The 16,996-nt window shown below is 64.4% G+C and carries 13 protein-coding genes; 8 read left to right on the plus strand and 5 right to left on the minus strand.

Annotated features, from left to right (window positions below):
- Positions 1-84: 84 nt before the first annotated feature.
- From FRAAU_RS07565 to FRAAU_RS07575, 3 genes are all read right to left on the minus strand, one after another.
- Positions 85-672: a response regulator transcription factor gene (locus tag FRAAU_RS07565; RefSeq protein ID WP_014402952.1), complete on the minus strand. Its 588-nt coding sequence runs from the start codon at positions 670-672 to the stop codon at positions 85-87.
- 119 nt (positions 673-791) lie between these two features.
- On the minus strand, positions 792-2,057 hold the full coding sequence (locus tag FRAAU_RS07570) for an ATP-binding protein (RefSeq protein ID WP_014402953.1): 1,266 nt from the start codon (positions 2,055-2,057) through the stop codon (positions 792-794).
- Positions 2,058-2,100: 43 nt separating this feature from the next.
- Entirely contained in the window at positions 2,101-3,627 is a 1,527-nt protein-coding gene (locus FRAAU_RS07575; protein WP_014402954.1) for a peptide MFS transporter, read from the minus strand.
- A gap of 226 nt (positions 3,628-3,853) precedes the next feature.
- On the opposite strand from FRAAU_RS07575, the gene gcvPB reads away from it, so the two are divergent.
- From gcvPB to FRAAU_RS07595, 4 genes are all read left to right on the plus strand, one after another.
- On the plus strand, positions 3,854-5,320 hold the full coding sequence (gene gcvPB, locus FRAAU_RS07580) for an aminomethyl-transferring glycine dehydrogenase subunit GcvPB (protein WP_014402955.1): 1,467 nt from the start codon (positions 3,854-3,856) through the stop codon (positions 5,318-5,320).
- A 33-nt stretch (positions 5,321-5,353) separates the two neighbouring features.
- The gene (locus FRAAU_RS07585; protein WP_014402956.1) at positions 5,354-5,728 is read left to right on the plus strand and encodes a diacylglycerol kinase; all 375 of its coding nucleotides are present in this window, start codon (positions 5,354-5,356) and stop codon (positions 5,726-5,728) included.
- A gap of 262 nt (positions 5,729-5,990) precedes the next feature.
- Positions 5,991-6,608, plus strand: coding sequence for a LemA family protein (locus tag FRAAU_RS07590; protein WP_014402957.1), 618 nt, complete (start codon positions 5,991-5,993; stop codon positions 6,606-6,608).
- A gap of 27 nt (positions 6,609-6,635) precedes the next feature.
- Positions 6,636-7,454, plus strand: a complete 819-nt coding sequence (locus FRAAU_RS07595; protein ID WP_014402958.1) for a TPM domain-containing protein — start codon at positions 6,636-6,638, stop codon at positions 7,452-7,454.
- 228 nt (positions 7,455-7,682) lie between these two features.
- On the opposite strand, the gene FRAAU_RS07600 is transcribed toward FRAAU_RS07595, so the two are convergent.
- Positions 7,683-9,842 (minus strand): alpha/beta hydrolase family protein, encoded by a 2,160-nt coding sequence (locus tag FRAAU_RS07600; protein ID WP_014402959.1) that lies wholly within the window; start codon positions 9,840-9,842, stop codon positions 7,683-7,685.
- 174 nt (positions 9,843-10,016) lie between these two features.
- Here FRAAU_RS07600 and lgt point away from each other — a divergent pair, with 174 nt between their 5' ends.
- Positions 10,017-10,895 carry a prolipoprotein diacylglyceryl transferase gene (gene lgt / locus FRAAU_RS07605; RefSeq protein ID WP_014402960.1) on the plus strand — a complete coding sequence of 293 codons (879 nt, stop codon included), beginning with the start codon at positions 10,017-10,019 and terminating at the stop codon, positions 10,893-10,895.
- A 60-nt stretch (positions 10,896-10,955) separates the two neighbouring features.
- Here the strand turns inward: lgt and FRAAU_RS07610 are convergent, their stop codons facing one another.
- Positions 10,956-11,954: an AIM24 family protein gene (locus FRAAU_RS07610; protein ID WP_014402961.1), complete on the minus strand. Its 999-nt coding sequence runs from the start codon at positions 11,952-11,954 to the stop codon at positions 10,956-10,958.
- Between the two features lie 238 nt (positions 11,955-12,192).
- On the opposite strand from FRAAU_RS07610, the gene FRAAU_RS07615 reads away from it, so the two are divergent.
- Genes FRAAU_RS07615 through FRAAU_RS16445 form a run of 3 tightly spaced genes read left to right on the plus strand, consistent with a single transcriptional unit; the run spans position 12,193 to position 16,986 of the window.
- Positions 12,193-13,662: a TolC family protein gene (locus FRAAU_RS07615; RefSeq protein WP_014402962.1), complete on the plus strand. Its 1,470-nt coding sequence runs from the start codon at positions 12,193-12,195 to the stop codon at positions 13,660-13,662.
- The gene (locus FRAAU_RS07620) at positions 13,659-14,672 is read left to right on the plus strand and encodes an HlyD family secretion protein (RefSeq protein WP_014402963.1); all 1,014 of its coding nucleotides are present in this window, start codon (positions 13,659-13,661) and stop codon (positions 14,670-14,672) included. Before FRAAU_RS07615 ends, FRAAU_RS07620 begins: the two co-directional genes overlap by 4 nt.
- Before the next feature lie 4 nt (positions 14,673-14,676).
- A complete protein-coding gene (locus FRAAU_RS16445; protein WP_014402964.1) occupies positions 14,677-16,986 on the plus strand; it encodes an ABC transporter permease in 2,310 nt (769 codons plus the stop codon).
- Positions 16,987-16,996 lie beyond the last annotated feature (10 nt).

Here is a 16,996-nt window from a genome sequence, read left to right on the forward strand (position 1 = left end):
AGATTGCGGGGCTGACTGCCTCGCGGCGGTCGTGATCTGCAGGACGCCTCGAAACCGGGGCTTCGAGGCGTCGGCAGGAGGGGGTCAGCCTTCGCTGTCCGGACGTTCGCGAACGGGGTGCTTGGCCAGCTTGCGTTGCAGGGTGCGACGGTACATGCCCAGGCGACGGGCTGTTTCCGAGATATTGCCATCGCACTCGGTGAGTACTCGCTGGATGTGTTCCCATTCCAGTCGACGCAAGGGCAGCGGGGCGTCCGGGGCTTCCAGCAGCTCATCTTCGCTGCTGCTGGAGGTGTCGCCATCCAGCAAGGCCCGGACCACGGCGTCAGCATCGACCGGCTTGGCCAGATAATCATGGGCACCGCGACGGATGGCTTCGACGGCGGTAGCGATGGAAGCGTAACCGGTCAGCAACAGGATTCGCAGATCCGGCACCAGCGCCTGCAGTTCGGGGATCAGTCGCAGGCCATTCTCGTCGCCCAGCTTCAGGTCCAGCACGCAATGCTGCGGGTGGTTGCGGCGGGCCAGCAGACGCGCCTCATCGGCCTGATTGGCAATCACCACCTCGAAACCGCGCGAGGTCAGCGCACGCGACAGCACGCGGGTGAAGGTCACATCGTCATCGACGATCAGAACAGGGCGGTTGGACGCGTTGGGCAGATTTTCACTCATGGCGTACTCCGGCATGGTAGGACCCCGGCCTGTGCCGGGACATGGATCATCAGGATGTTGAGCATACTGAAAGACAATAAGAAATAAAAAAAATGTTGCAAATCATAGGCCATGCCGGCTCAAGAGGCTACCTCCAAGGGCAGCCTCAGGCGGACTTCAGCTCCGCTTGCCAGATTGCGCACGCTGAGCTCGCCGTTCAGGCGCTCGGCGGTGGCCTGGGTCAGGGCCATGCCCAGACCCAGACCGCTGCGCTTGCCACTGCGCCCCAGCAACGGGGCCTGGTGGGTTTCACTGAAGCCCGGACCATTGTCGATGACCAGCAGATCCAGCCAGCCATGATCGCGTTCCACATGCAGTTCTATCTGCCTGGAGTCGCACAGGGCCGAGGCATCGGCGGCATTGTTCAGCAGATTGATCAGCGCATGGCGCAGGCTGACCGGCGCACGGATGGTCTGATCGGAGACGTCGCCGCGGATGTTCAGGGTCAGCTCGACCTCGGGGCGCAGCAACTGAAAGCGGGCCAGACACAGCTGGATGAACTCGGCGAGCGGACGGGTTTCCGGCTCCTCGGCGAGCTGGGCCTTGCCGAAGGCCACCATTTCGCGAAGGATGCCGCGGCAGCGCTCGACCTGAACCTCCAGCAGCTCCAGATCTTCTGCCAGAGTGATGTCGGCACTGTGTTCCTTGCGCAGTTCCGGCAAAAGCATGCGCATGGTCGAGAGCGGTGTATTCAGCTCGTGGGCCGCGCCTGCGGCCTGGGTGGCGATCGCGAGAATGCCCTCGTCACGCAGGGCCCGCTCGCGGACCCGCTGCACTTCCACCTGCTGGCGTCGCAACGAACGGGCCTGACGATGGGAGAACAAGGCCAGCAGGCCGGCCGTGATCGCGAAATTTAGCGTTGCGCCGGTCAGGCGCAAGGCCCTGTGCGACCAGCGTGCGCTGTCCAGGTCCAGCGGCTGGTACCAGACCAGCAAGGTCAGATAGACAAGCCCGGCCAGGCCTGACACGCACAGCAGCGAAGGCACCCGCAAGGTGGTTGCCGCCAGGGCAATCGGTACCAGCAATAGAGTGATGAAGGTATTGTCGGCGCCACCTGTGAAATAGAGCAGGTAACCCAGTACCAGGGTATCGACGGCGATGTGCAACACCACCTCCCACTCATGCAAGGTCTTGCGTGTGCTCAGCCGCCAGTAGGCGTAGATGGCGAACAGGCCCAGGCCGAGGATGCCTGCCGCCAGAGCCTGCAGTGGCAGATGCATGCCCAGCAGCGTGATGCAGACCAGGACCGTGACGGACTGCCCGAACACGGCGCAAAGCCGCAGCCAGGCCAGACTGCGGGCCAAGGTCGAAGGGCCGATGCCCGGTCCTTTCGAGTCACGGCTCACGGCAAGGCCTCGGGCCGCGTTGCCTGGATCAGCAGCGTGGGCTTCATGCCTCTTCGCTGTGTACGGCCGGCAACGGCGTGGCGTGGGCTTCGTGGTTGCTGGAGAGCTTCTTCATCAAAGGCAGCATCGCCAATGCAATCAACGTGCAGCCGATGCCGACGTAGCCGAGCTTGGTGAACAGACCGGTATAGATCCTCAGGGAGGTTTCGGGATCCATGATGCCTTGCGGCATGGCCGCAAAATTGGCGGCCATGCTGCCCAGGTACATGGAAATACCGGAAGCCACAAAGTAAGCCCCCATCATGAAGCCTCCCATCCGCTCCGGCACATAACGGGCGATCATGGCCAGGCCCAGACCCGAGACCAGCAGCTCGCCAAGCGAATACAGCCCATAGCCCCAGACCATGGCCCAGGACGACACCTGACCGTTGATGGCGTGCCTGGCACTGAGGCCGTAGACAAAGAAGCCGGCCGCGACAGCGGCAAAGCCCCAGGCAAATTTGGCGGCGACCGAAATATCGCGGCCGCGGCTACCCAAGGTATTGTAGATAAAGACCAGTACCGGGCTCAGCAGCACGATCCAGATCGCGTTGAGCGACTGGAACTGCTCGGGGATCCAATTGAAGAGATGGAAGCCGAACAGGTCGAAGGAGAGGTTGACGTTGTGCTGGGCGAACAGGTTCAGCGAAGTCGACATCTGCTGGTAGAAGATGAAGAAGAAGATGGTCTGGATGCACAGGATCAATGCCGCAACCAGGCCCGAGCGCTCGCCGCGCTGACTCCTGGCGATCAGCCAGGCGAAGATGGCCAGGATCAGAATGCCTGCAAGATAGACGCAGGCCCGGGCGACACTCTGGTGGTCGAGAATGAAGGCCGAGGCCAGGACGCAGGCAATCGAGCCTGCCAGCACGCCCGCCGCGTAGTCCTTGCGGACCGGATGGCTGTCGGCTTGCGAGCCGATATGCGCGAGGCTGCGACGCATGACGGCGTAGTTGATCAGACCCAGAATCAGGCCAAGGGCACAGACACCGAAGCCGGTGTGCCAGCCCCAGGTCTCGCCATACATACTGGAAATCTTGACCCGGATCCAGGGGGTCAGCAGCATCGAGAAGGTCGAGCCGATATTGACGGCCATATAGTAGATGGTGAAGGCCGAATCGATGCGACTTTCGTCGCCCTCGTAGATCTTGCGAACCAGATTGCCGGCATTGGACTTGAACAGGCCGTTGCCGACAATGATCACGCCCAGCGCGATATACAGCAGGCCGCCGCCGTTGTTGGGTATCCACAGCAGCAGATAGCCCAGCGTCAGCACACTGGCTCCGATCAGCATCGAACGGCGAGTGCCCAGCAGCTTGTCACCGACCCAGCCGCCGATGGCGGGAGTGGCATAGATCAGGGCCGAGGCGGCGCCCCACACCAGGTTCGAGCGCGCGTCGTCGAAGCCCAGATTCTTGATCATGTAGGTCACCATCAGGACCTGCATGCCGTAGAAACCGAAGCGCTCCCACATTTCGATAAGAAAAACGGTGCTGAACGAATGCGTCTTGGACGGTAACTGAGCTGTCATCGCATGCCTTGATGATAGGTGTGGTCGGGCTCGACCCGGGTGGGCCGACCTGTGATTCCTGGGCCCTGACGGGACCGCAAACGTCGAAGAGTACCCTATTTGAACGGTGGATGGGTGGCGTTCAGCTTTCGTGAGGGTGCGCCGTGCCTGAGGGCTCACCGCAACCCCCGGCCTTGTGGCATCATTCGGGGCTGTTTATTCACTCCGACACGGACCGACAGTCGTCATGTTGATTTTCGAGCTTTCCCAGCCAGGTCGCGGCGCTGCCGCCCAGATGCCCGCCGATGTCGAAGTGCCTGCCGACCTGCCGGCCGCGTTTCGCCGCAAGTCGTCCCCGGGGCTGCCGGAAGTGTCGGAGCTGCAAGTGGTCCGGCATTACACCAACCTCTCGCGCAAGAATTTCTCGATCGACACCCAGTTCTATCCCCTGGGTTCGTGCACCATGAAATACAACCCGCGGGCCTGCAACAGTCTGGCCATGCTGGACGGCTTCCTGGCCCGTCATCCCTATGCGCCGGACTCGATGTCCCAAGGGTTTCTGGCCTGCATGCACGACCTGCAGGAAATTCTGGCCGATGTCACCGGCATGAAGGGCGGCGTTTCGCTGGCGCCCATGGCCGGTGCCCAGGGCGAGCTGGCCGGCGTGGCGATGATCGTCGCCTATCATCGCGATCGCGGCGATACCGAGCGTACCGAGATCATCGTGCCCGATGCGGCCCACGGCACCAATCCGGCCACCGCGACCATGTGCGGCTGCACCGTGCGCGAAATTCCGACCAAGAGCGATGGTGACATCGACGTCGAAGCGCTGAAGAAGGTGCTTGGCCCCAAGACCGCCGGCATCATGCTGACCAACCCCAGCACCATCGGCGTGTTCGAGCGACGGATCCAGGAAATCGCCAAGCTGGTGCACGAGGCCGGTGGCCTGTTGTATTACGACGGCGCGAATCTGAACGCGATTCTGGGCAAGGTCCGCCCGGGTGACATGGGCTTCGATGCCATCCACATGAATCTGCACAAGACCTTTTCGACGCCGCATGGCGGTGGTGGTCCCGGTGCCGGCGCCGTCGGCGTCTCCGAACGTCTGCGGCCCTATCTGCCGGTGCCGATGGTCGAGCGCAAGGACGATGGCCAGTACGGCTGGGTTCGCCAGGAAGATCGTCCGCAGTCGATCGGTCGGCTGACCAGCTTCGCCGGCAATGCCGGGGTGCTGCTGCGTGCCTATATCTATGCGCGAATGCTGGGGCGTGAGGGCATGGTGCGGGTCGCCGAGTTCGCTACCCTCAATGCCAATTATCTGGCCAGGCGACTGGCCGAGGTCGGTTTCACCCTGGCCTATCCGGAGCGCCGCGCCAGCCACGAGTTCATTGTGACCGTGCAGCCGCAGAAGAAGGCCAACGGCATCACCGCGCTGGATTTCTCCAAGGCTCTGCTGGACCACAATATCCATGCACCGACCAATTATTTCCCGCTGCTGGTGCCGGAGTGTCTGCTGATCGAGCCCACCGAGACCGAGTCCAAGGAAACCCTGGACAACTTCGTGGACGTGATGGCCCAGCTGCTGCGTGAAGCCCAGTCGACGCCTGAGGTCTTGAAGCAGGCACCGATCAGCATGCCGGTGCGGCGTCTGGATGATGTCAAAGCGGCCCGCGAGCTGGATCTGGTGTGGAAAGCACCGGAACAGCCCGTCTGAGCCTGCCGCTGAAGCCGGAACGAGCAGTGCGTCATGGCGGGTAGTGGTTTTCGCGGGGATCCGCGTCAGTTGTGGCGGGCCTTGCAATGGACCATGAAGGGTTTTGCCGCGGCCTGGCGGCATGAGGCCTCGTTCCGGCTGGAGGCAATGCTGGTGGTGGTGGTCTGCCCGCTGGGTGCCTGGCTGGGTCGGGGTGCCCTTGAGCAACTGGCGCTGATCGTGCCGGTATTGTTGGTGCTGGCGGTGGAGCTGCTGAACTCGGCCATCGAGGCGGTGGTGGACAAGGCCAGCCCCGAATTCAACGAGCTGGCCGGCCGGGCCAAGGACATGGGCTCGGCCGCCGTGTTCGTGCTGCTGGTCACCGCGGTGCTGAGCTGGGTCCTGGTGCTGGCCGGCCATCATGGCTGATCCGGTTGGGATCGCACGTGCATCGGTTGCCATTGCTGGCCCAGGGCGTGGCTTCGGTGCACATCTGCAAGCTCGTATGGATTCCATGATGCCTCTGGCGGGATCGATCAGGCGCGGTCCGGTACGGGCTGTGCGGTAGCCGCCAGTCGTTGCAGCGGCAGAGCAAGGGCGTACAAGCCTGACGAAGTTTCGATCGCAAGTACTTGCGCGCACAAGGTCCGGATGCTACCAATGTCCGCTGGCCAACTGTCGGGCGGATCGGATGAAATCTGTGCGTGCGTGTCTGTTGCTGATCATGCTGGCCTGCCTCTCGGGTTGTGGCTACAACGCGATCCAGCGTCAGGACGAGGCAGTCAAGGCGCAATGGTCCGAGGTCCTGAACCAATATCAGCGCCGGGCTGATCTGGTGCCGAATCTGGTCAATACCGTCAAGGGCTACGCCAGCCACGAAGAGAAGGTATTGACCGAGGTCACCGCAGCGCGGGCACGGGTCGGTTCGGTGCAGCTGCCGGCGGATGGCGCCGGGGATCCGCAGCAGCTGGCTCGTTTCCAGCAGGCTCAGGGCGCCTTGTCAGGGGCTTTGTCCCGGTTGATGGTGGTCAGTGAGAACTATCCGCAGCTGAAGGCCGATGGACTGTTCCAGAACCTGCAGGCGCAGCTGGAAGGTACTGAAAACCGGATCACGGTGGCGCGCAATCGTTATGTGCAGGCCGTTCTGGCCTACAACGTGGAGGTCCGCAGCTTTCCCGCCAATCTGACCGCCAAGTTATTCGGCTATCAGCCTCGTGCCAATTTCAGCGTGGAAAACGAACAGGCGATTTCGAGGGCACCCAACGTCAACTTCGATGCCTCTCCGGCAGCGGCCGGTTCGGCGCCCTGAGCCGTGATCATCCGTTGCCGGCTGCTGATGCTGCTGGGCCTGTGTCTGATGTTTGGCGCCGGCCTTGGTCAGGCGGCATCCTTGAAACTTGAGCACTACGCTACCGATCAGACCGGGACCTTGACGCGTGCGCAGCTGGATCAGCTTGATGCCCGCCTGACGCAGCTGCAACAAGCCAAGGGTGCGCAGCTGCTGGTGCTGATGGTGGCCGATACCGGCGGGAAGGCCATCGAGGACTATGCGATGGGGGTGGTCGAAGCCAATCGGATCGGCCGTCAGGGCGTGGATGACGGCGTGCTGCTGCTGGTCGTCAAAAATCAGCGGCAGGCGCGTATCGAGGTCGGCTACGGACTGGAAGGGGCCATTCCCGATGCCGCGGCGGCGCGCATCATCCGGGAATATCTCGGCCCCCATTTTCGTGAGCAGGATTACGTCGGAGGCATCGATGCGGCGGTCACCGCCTTGAGCGGACTGATCCGGGGTGAATCCCTGCCGCCGGTGCGATCACCTCATGCCCGGCAGGGCGGGGAGTCGTTGTGGCCATTGATACTGGTGCTGGCCTTGATGGTGCGCTTTCTGCTGGCCTGGTTGCCGCTGTGGTTGCGCTGCCTGTTGGGCGCCCTGGTCTGCGGAGGCGTCATGTATCTGCTGGATACGGTATGGATGGCCGGGCTGGGCGCCCTCGCGGGTGCTGGTCTGGTCTGGTTTCTGTCGGTATCGGGGCGAGGTGGTGGCGGGGGCTGGGGCAGTCTGGGTGGAGGTGGTTTTGGCGGCGGCCGCTCCGGCGGCGGCTTCAGCGGCGGCGGCGGCGGTTTCGGAGGCGGTGGCGCCTCGGGGCGCTGGTGATGGGCCGCGGGCAGCGCCTTTGGTTGCATGCATCATGCCTGGACACGCAGGGGCTTGCGCAGGCGGTCCAGCGCCGAAGTGCGGGGCGCGCCCGCACTTCGCGGGGATTTCGCGCGGCTGTTCTCTGATTCAACATAGCTCCGGTGCGGGCCATGCCAGTCCATCAACGGCCGGATCGTCCGGTGCTGCTGTAGTTGCAGTGGGGAATCGTCTCCGGATGCGGGGAATTCACGGCGTGGCGGCGTCGCCGGCCGGCGCAGGGTTGGCGTGCGCCCCGATCTGCCGGTCCAGAAATGCCTCGATCGTCTGCAGTCGCTGCAGATTGTGCGCGGTCTGATAGAAACCGTGGCCTTCATCGGGCTCGGCCAGCCATTGCGGCGGGTTGCCGGCATCCTTGAGTGCCGAGCGCATCGCCTTGGCCTGGGCGAAGGGCGCGCGCTGATCATCCTTGCCATGGATCAGCAGGACCGGGATCCTGATCTGGCCGGCCAGTTCTGCCGGCGAATTGGCGGCCAGCACGGCGGGGTCGTCCCCGATGGCCAGATGCAGATAGCTGCGGCCCTGGCGGCTTTCCCGGATATCGCCTTTGCGGTACATCATCGACAAGTCGTAGATGCCGGCATAGCCGATGGCGCAGCGGAACAGGCCCGGTGCCCGGATTACGCTCATCATCGCCGAATAGCCACCAAAGCTGCCACCATAGGTACAGATCCGGTTTTTGTCGACGCTGCCTTCGGCAATCAGCTGTCGGATGACCTCGATCATGTCCTGTTGCACGCGATCGCCCCAATGGCGTGCACCGGCACTGGCGAAGGCCGGACCATGGCCGCCAGAGCTTCGGAAATTGACCTGCACCACCAGATAGCCGCGATTGGCCAGGAACTGGGCATCGGCGTCGTAATACCAGCGGTCGGTGATATCGAAAGGCCCGCCATGCGGCATCAGCACGGTGGGCAGCGGCCGCTGGTGGTAGTCGGCCGGCAGGGTCAGGATCGCCTCGACCACCAGGCGGTCGCTGAGCATGAAGACCCGTGAGCGACGCTCGGCCATCTGCTTCGAGGCGACTCGCGGCAGACTGGAGAACAGGAGATGGGTTTTGCCGGTTTCAGTGCTCAGCAGCAGGTAGACGGGCGGCTGGCGATCCCCCTGCAATGAAAACAGCAGCTGGCGACCGTCCTCGCTGAAGTCGATGAAGTGCGGGTGCAGGCCGGGGTAGAGTTTCACCAGCTGCCGGTACAGCTGGGCATCGCGCAGTTCCGGCTTCAGGTAGCGCGGCGAGGGTACTCCGGCGGCCAGGCTTTCGGCAAAGGGCTGGCGTGGCTGGGCCGTCCATTCGATGGCACCGATATCGATATAGGGGTGGCGGGCAAGGACGGTGCGGTCACTGCCGTCGAAGGCCTGCTCCACCAGCGCCAGCGGTTCGCCCTTGGCGCTGTATCGGGCATAGATGTGTCCGGGCCTGGGACTCGGTGCCAGCGGTTCCAGGCCGACGCCGGCCTGGCTGTGATCAAGCAGTCGCCACTGCCCTTGCTGCCGGATATAGACGCGGTAGGTGTAGTTCTGGTCCGGACCGTAGGCAAAGATCGGTTGTCCGGCATCATCGGTGAGGAAGCGGGCCTGGCCGATGTCGACGCCATCAAGCAGGCGCCGTCGACCGCTGAGGCTGTCGACATCGTAGAGGTCGGTGTGATCGCGCCGGTCCCACTCGGTGACGGCCATGGTGAAATGTCCGTCACCGGGGTGATGGACACCGACCACCCGGCCCCAGCCGCGGTCGATCTGGTCACTGGACGCGCCGACATAGCGTGACCTGTCACGTTCGTAGCCGTAGAGGTAGCGGCTGTGTCGCCCCAGAATATCGGTGGAAATGATTTCGCCCAGATATTTGGGTCGATCCAGAGATCCGTCGGATTCGCCTTTTTCGATGACCAGTTCGGTCGGGCTGCTCCAGACCACGTTCATGGGCACCTGCCGACGCGGCATGCGCAGCACGCTGGTCAGCTTGGGAGTGGCAGCCTGGATATCGTAAATCGCCAGTTCGTGATCACCGGTTTTCTGGTCTTCCATCTGCACCGAAAGGTAATGGCCATCGGGGGACAGGCCCGGATCGCTGAGCTCGGGGCGGGTGGCGAAAAGCTCGGCCGGCAGGTGTGGAATACCCTTGGCAGTCAGCGCCGGGGCGGTACCGATGGCCAGCCGTCGGCGAGCGAAGCCTTGCTGCAGGATGGCCGTGCGGGCGGCGAACGACGTCGAGCTGCTGATGGCCGGTGCAGGCAGGGTGCGCGCCGAGGCCGGATGCTCTGTCGACGGCTCTGCCAGCAGGCTGGCCGGGAAGCTGATGGCGGCCGCCAGCGCGAAGCCGAGAAGGGATACGGGGCGATGGCGCATGCTATCGATTCCTGGATGGGCCGCAGCGAAGGTTGGTTGTGGCTGGCCGCAAGCCTGGTGCGGCGACAGCCGCTTACTGTACAGCCGATTCGCATCGCCACGAGTGCAGATGGTGTGACTTGTCCGCACCTCGTGCCCGGTTACAATCCCTTTTTGCCCGCAGCAGACAAATCGATGAGTACACCCTGGACCGTACATATCAATCCCGTGGCCCTGCATCTGGGCCCGTTGCAGATCCACTGGTACGGGCTGATGTATCTGGCGGGCTTCGGCATCGGCTGGGTGCTGGCGGAGTATCGTCGCAAGCGTGGCTGGATCGCGGCGACCAGCGACCAGGTCAGTGACCTGCTGTTCTACACCATGCTGGGGGTGGTGCTGGGTGGTCGTGTCGGTTACATGCTGTTCTATGCCGATATCCGCTGGATCTGGACCGATCCGCTGGCCTTGTTCCGGGTATGGGATGGCGGCATGAGCTTCCATGGCGGGCTCGTCGGTGTGCTGGTGGCGCTGTGGAGCTGGTCGGCGCGCCGGAAGATCGCTCTGTTCGATACCGTGGATTTCATTGCACCGCTGATTCCTGTGGGCCTGGGTCTGGGGCGGCTGGGGAACTTCATCAATGGCGAGCTGTGGGGCAAGCCGACCACGGCCGCCTGGGGCATGATCTTCCCCAATGCGCTGGATGAAGATCGCATGCTGGCATTGCACAATCCGGTGTGGATGCAGTATCTGCAGCAGTTCGGCGGGGTGCCGCGCCAGCCTTCGCAGCTGTATGAATTTCTGCTGGAGGGCGTGGTGCTGTTCCTGGTGCTGTGGCTGTTTTCGTCCAGGCCGCGCCATCGCTATGCCGTTTCCGGCGTGTTTGCGCTGCTTTACGGCGTCTTCCGCATTTTGGTGGAATTCGTGCGTCTGCCGGATATCCAGCTGGGCTACCAGTGGGGGACCGACTGGATTACCCGCGGCATGCAGTTGTCGCTTCCGCTGCTCATTCTGGGCATCGTGCTGCTGGCGCTGTCCCGCAAGGCGCCGATCCGGCAGGTTGCTGACGTGGCCTGAACGCCTGCGCCGTGCCGCTGCGGGAGCCTGCCATAGGGGCCGCAGCGGCACGGCGTCAGCTCAGAATTTGCGGTCGCCGCCGATCAAATCACCCAGCCCGCCCAGGATCGAGCCCTCGCCGCGGCGCTCGCCTCCGCCCTGAGGCGCGGCAGCCAGCATGCGACCGGCCAGCCGCGAGAAGGGCAGAGACTGCAGCCAGACCTTGCCTGGACCGGTGAGGGTCGCCAGAAAGAGGCCTTCGCCGGCAAACAGCATGCTTTTGATGCCGCCGACCGGACGGATGTCCATGTTGACGCCGGCATGGAAGGCGACCACGCAACCGGTATCGACGTCGATGCTTTCGCCGGCAGCCAGTTCACGCTCCACCAGCGTGCCGCCGGCATGGAAGAACACCCAGCCGTCGCCATCGAGCTGCTGCATGACAAAACCTTCGCCGCCGAACAGGCCGGTCAGGATCTTGCGCTGGAAGAAGATGCCAAGCTGCACGCCTTTGGCGCCAGCGAGGAAGCTGTCCTTCTGGCAGATCAGGCGACCGCCATGTTCGGACAGGCGTGCGGCGATCACGGTGCCTGGAAACGGCGAGGCAAAGGCGACCTTGGCCTTGCCTGATCCGGTGTGGGTGAACACGGTGGTGAACATCGATTCACCGCTGATCACCCGCTTGCCGGCCGACAGCAGCTTGCCCATGAATCCGCTGTTCTGGCTGGCCGTGGAGCCATCGCCGAAGATGGTTTCCATCGCCACAGCGGCGTCCTTGTACATCAGTGCACCGGCCTCGGCGATGGCACTTTCGCCCGGATCCAGTTCGACTTCGACGAACTGCATGTCGTTGCCCACGATGCGGAAGTCGATGTCGTCGGCCAGATGTCCGGGCCGCGCGTCAAAAGGCGGCGGCGCGGCCGCTGCCCGCAGTTCGGGGATCAGTGCCAGCGGCTCCCAGGAGGGCATGCCTTCGCGCCAGGCATAACCATCCGGTCGTTGCCTGGCCAGCTCGATGGCGGCGGCGGTGTCCAGCGGGCCGTAGGTTTCGCTGTTCTGGTTGTAACTGAAATACCACATGAGGCGTGCATCCGGCAGGACCTGGGTCGGTCCTTGCAAGATTAGGCCGATTGGCTGGCGCTGTGGCAGTGACTTCCGTCATAGTGTCGTCTTTGACGGAAGGTCGGGCCGGACGGGTGCCGTCGCCGGCGACGGCGGGCAGGTCGTCGGGCCGGACCGGTCGGCAACGCGCGAGGAGTCGGTTTTGGCGTTTGCAGCATCAGGGACGGCCCGTGGCGGCCGGCAGGCAGCTCGCTGGATGCTGCTGATAAGCTGTTGGCTGACGGCGCCGCTGGCGGCCCGGCAGGAGCTGGCCGAACGGCCGGGGCCTGCTCTCAGCTTCGATCAGGCCACCGAGGTGCTGCTGCAGCGCTCGGACAGCGTGCGTGGCGATGCCATGGGCCTGCAGGCGGCTCGCGATCAGGTCCGTGCCGTACGTGGCCTGATGTTGCCTTCGGTGAGTCTGGATGTGCTGGCCCTGCGTTACCAGAAGACCTATGACGTGTCGTTGCATGATCTGCAGCAGACCGGAGGATCGGTGGCCGACCAACTGCTGGGTGGTCTGCCCGGGGTGACTCCGGGGGCGGCCTCCAGTGCCGTGGACTCGGTCACCAGTGCCTTGCAGCAGGCCTTGCCCGGGGTATTCGGTGCCTTGCCGAGGCATGTGAAGCTGCAGTTCCAGCAAAATCTGGTCAGTCCCAATCTGACCGTGGTCCAGCCGATCTATATGGGCGGGGCGATCCGCTCGACCCAGGCGGCCGCAGAGGCCGCCGCCGCCGCGGCCAGTGCCCATGGCGAAGCCGGCGTGGAGCAGCAGCGTCTGCTTCTGGTCCAGGCCTATTTCGGCCAGGCCTTGGCCGAACAGGCCGTGAACGTCGCGCAACAAGATCTGGACGGCTACGAGCATCATCTTTCCGATGCCCGCAAGCTGGAACAGCAGGGGGTGATCAGCCACCTCAGGACGATGGAGATGACGGTGGCCCGTGACGCGGCGGCCCGGCAGCTGCTGCGGGCCCAGGGTGAGCTGAAAACCTCGCGTGACGTGCTGGCGGTACTGCTGCATCAGCCGGGTGCCGTGCAGCTGCGTACGGCCTTGTTCGTCAATCGTCTGGGGCCCGGCAGCACGCAGTCGTTTCTGGACGCGACCGAACAGGGTCAGCCACGTCTGCAGGAGGCCGATGCCGGGGTCGATCTGGCGCGGCAGGGCATCCGCATGGCCAGGGCCGCCTTTCTGCCCAAACTCTATGCCTTCGGCTCCTACAACATGAATCGCGATCATGCCTTGCCGACCCAGCCGGACTGGGTGGTGGGGCTGGGCCTGCATTACACCTTGAATTCGCCGGTGGACCGTCGCGCCAGTCTGAGTGTGGCGCGTGCTCGCGAGGGGCAGGCCGAAGCACGCCGTGACCAGCTGCGACAGGACTTGCGGACCAGCGTGCTGCGGGCCTACGACATGCTCGACACGGCGCGGCTGGAGTATCTCTCGCTGTCCAGTTCGCAAGCCGCGGCCGACGAAAATCTGCGGGTGCATGCGGTGGCATTCCGGGAAGGCGAGGATACCGCCGCCGAGCTGATCGAGGCGCGTAACCGGCGCTCCCAGGTCCAGCTGCAACGGGCCGCCGCCGCCTATCAATATGACCTGACCTTGGCCGGCCTGCTGCTGGCCAGCGGTCAGGGCGAGCATTTCGATGATTATCTGCGGCGTGCCGACAGGGAGAATGTGCAGTGAGTGGCGATCAGACGTTTGCCGGCTATTCACGCCGCGCCTTGATCCTGACCTTGGTGGTGGTACTGGTCGCTGCCGGCCTGATCGGCTGGGGCATCGTGCTGGCGCTGCGACCGGCACCGCTGCAGCTGCAGGGCATGGTCGATACCCGTCCCATCAATATCGCCACCAAACTGCCCAGCCGGATCCATCAGCTGCTGGTGCACGAGGGTGAGCCGGTCAAGGCCGGCCAGGTCCTGGCCTTGCTGGACAGTCCGGAGCTGATGGCCAAGACCGAGCAGGCCGCCAGCGCGCTGACGGGGGCCGAGGCCCTGCGCCAGCGCACGGATATCGGCCCCCGCAAGGAGGATATCGCCTCGCTGCGGGCTGCCTGGCAGGCTGCTCTGGCCAGTCAGGCCCTGGCCAGCCGCACGGCCGAGCGGGCCCGGGTGCTGTTTGCCGAGGGCGTGATCGCGGCCCAGCGCCGTGACGAGGCCGTGGCGGCGGAGGCCGTCGCACACCAGCATGCGCTGCTGTCGCAATCACAGTACCAGCGGGGCCTTGCTGGCGGGCGAGAGGAAGATCGGCGGGTAGCCAGTGCCCAGGTGCAGATCGCGCAGGCGGGAGTGCAGGAAACCCGGGCCTTGCATCAGGAGATCCGGCTGGTGGCGCCGGTGGACGGTGAAATCGATCAGTCCTTCGGCAATCCCGGCGAGGTCGTCCTCAGCTCGATACCGATCTTCACCCTGCTGGACATGCATGATCTGTGGGTGGTGCTGAATGTGCCAGAGAATGTATTCCATGGCTTGAAGCTGGGCACGGAAGTGGAAGGCACGATTCCGGCGCTGGACGATCGACGGATCCGGTTCCGGGTCAGCTATATCCGTCCGCAAGCTGATTTCGCGATCTGGAGAGCGACCCGCCAGTCCTCGGGTTACGACATGCGCAGCTTCGAAATCCACCTGACTCCGGTCACGCCGGTGGCCGGGCTGCGTCCCGGCATGAGTGCCCTGTTCGACTGGCCTCGGTCCTGAGCCGATGAGCGGGCAGGCAGTGCGCGGCGGCCCGGCCATCCTGGCGGCTTTGCGGGCCGAGGCGGGCTATCTTGGCGGCAGTCGCTGGGACATGACGGTGATGTGGCTGCTGCCGCTGCTGACCTTTGTCGTTGCGGCCAGCATGTTCTGGCAGGGCAGCTTCCGGCAGATTCCGGTGGCGGTGGTCGATCACGATCATTCGGCACTGAGCCGGGTCGTGCTGGAGGCCGTGCTGGCCGATCCACGGCTGCGACTGATGCCGGTACACGATGATGATGCGCAGGCTTCAGCCGAGCTGCGGGCAGCCCGGCTGTTTGCGGTCCTGCCCTTGCCGGCCGGACTGGAGCGCGCGGCAGTGCGGCGGGAAGATATCCGTCTGGAGCTGGGTCTCAATGCCTCCTACCAGACCGTGGCCTCGCAAGGCGCGCAGGCCTTGCAAGGCGATGCCCAGTCGGCCATTCGCGAGTTCGTCGCGGCGCGCACGCCGCTGCAGGGCGTGGCCGCGATCCATCATGGCGGGCCCAGGGTGCAGATCACCCAGGTCGGCAATGGCCAGGCCAGCTTCGAGCGTTTTCTGGAACCCTTGATGCTGGCCGGCATCCTGCACCTGCTGCTGAGTTGCGCCGTGGTCGGTCAGGTCGGGCGGGTGCTGAAGGAGCCTGGCGGACTGAGCTGGGCGCAAGACGAGTTCGCTGTCACGCTGGTCCGTCTACTGATCCGGATGGCCTGGCCGACCCTGGTGTTCATGGGCTGGTTCGCGATGATTCCCTTGTGGCTGAGTGCCGTGCGGGGATGGCCGGTCAACGGCCATCTGTGGATGTGGCTGCTGGGGCAATGGGCCTTGTGCGGGGCCACCTCGGCTATTGCGGCCTTGCTGGTGGCCGGCACCCGCGATATCGATACCGCCTTTTCGATATCCACGGTCTATGCCGGCTCGGCCATCACCTATTCGAATGGCACGCTGCCGGTATTGCATGCCAGCGCCTTCACCCGGGGCTGGAGCGAGGTGCTGCCCTTCACCCATTATCTGGCCATCCAGAACCAGCAGTTCGTGATGGGGTCGGATGCGGCGGCGTCGCTGGGCTCGCTGGTCTATCTGCTGCTGGTGATGCTCTTCGCGCTGTTGCTGGCCACCTGGCTGTGGACGCGCATGGCCCGCAAGCCGCCTGCTGCTGAAGGCCCGCTGCATTGTGGTCCTGCGCCGGACGAGGGGCGCGTCGGGGTCGCGATGCTGGCGACATTGACGTCGATCGCTCGGGCCAGGCCACTGATCAGCCTGGCAGTGCTGTCGGTTTTGCTGTACGGCTTCTACTATCCCCAGGCCTACCGTTCCCAGGTCAGTGTGAAGTTGCCGGTGGCGGTGGTGGACCAGGATCATTCGGTCTGGTCGCGGCAGTTGATCCGGGCGCTGGATGACACCCGGGCGGTGCAGGTGTCCAGTACGGCGGGCGATCCGGCCTCGGCCATGCGGCAGCTGCGCAATGGCCAGGTTGACGGTGTGGTGGTGATCTCCCCGCATCTTGAGGGGACGGTGCTGGACAGTCGGGCAGGGGGGCTGGCCATCTATGTGCCTGCCGCCTACCTGGTGCGGGCACGGGATATCGGTGCGGCGGCAAGCGCCGCGATCGCCTCGGTGGCCGGCGAGGTCGCCGAGCCCGCGCTGGAGGCGATTCATCACCGTACGGGTGGCGTGAAGATTCGTCTGGTGCCGATGTACAACCGTGCCGATGGCTATGGTGGTTATGTGGTGCCGGCCGTTGCCGCCGTGATCCTGCACCAGACCTTGCTGTTTGCCACCGCGATGCTGATCGCCCTGCGCCGCGAGCAGTCAGCCCGTTGGCGGATGCGGGCCGGCGGCCTGCTGGGATGCTGGCTGGGTCTCAGTTTGATCGGCTGCCTGACCGGTGGATTCCTGTACGGCTTCGTGTTCTGGTTCCAGGACTTTCCGCGGATGGGCAATCCCTGGGCGCTGCTGCTGACCTTGCCCTTGTTCGTGGCGACGGTAGCGGCCCTGGGCCTGTGGCTGGGCAGTTTCTTCGAGCGATCCGATCGCGCGGTGCAGGTGCTGGCAGGCACTTCGGTGCTGCTGTTCTTTCTGGGCGGCGTATCCTGGCCGCTGTTCGCGATGCCCGGCTGGCTGGCCTGGCTGTCATCATGGCTGACCACCACGGTGGGCATGCAGTTACTGGTGCAGCTGAGTTCCGATGGGGCCTCGCTGACCGAGAGCTGGTCCTGGCTGCTGCGACTGGCGGGGCTGTGCCTGTTTCTGATGATCGCGGCGGGCTGGCGTCTGATTGATCGCAAGGCGACATGAATTGGAATGG

Source organism: Frateuria aurantia DSM 6220 (assembly GCF_000242255.2).
In the GTDB taxonomy this organism is placed as follows: Bacteria; Pseudomonadota; Gammaproteobacteria; order Xanthomonadales; family Rhodanobacteraceae; genus Frateuria; species Frateuria aurantia.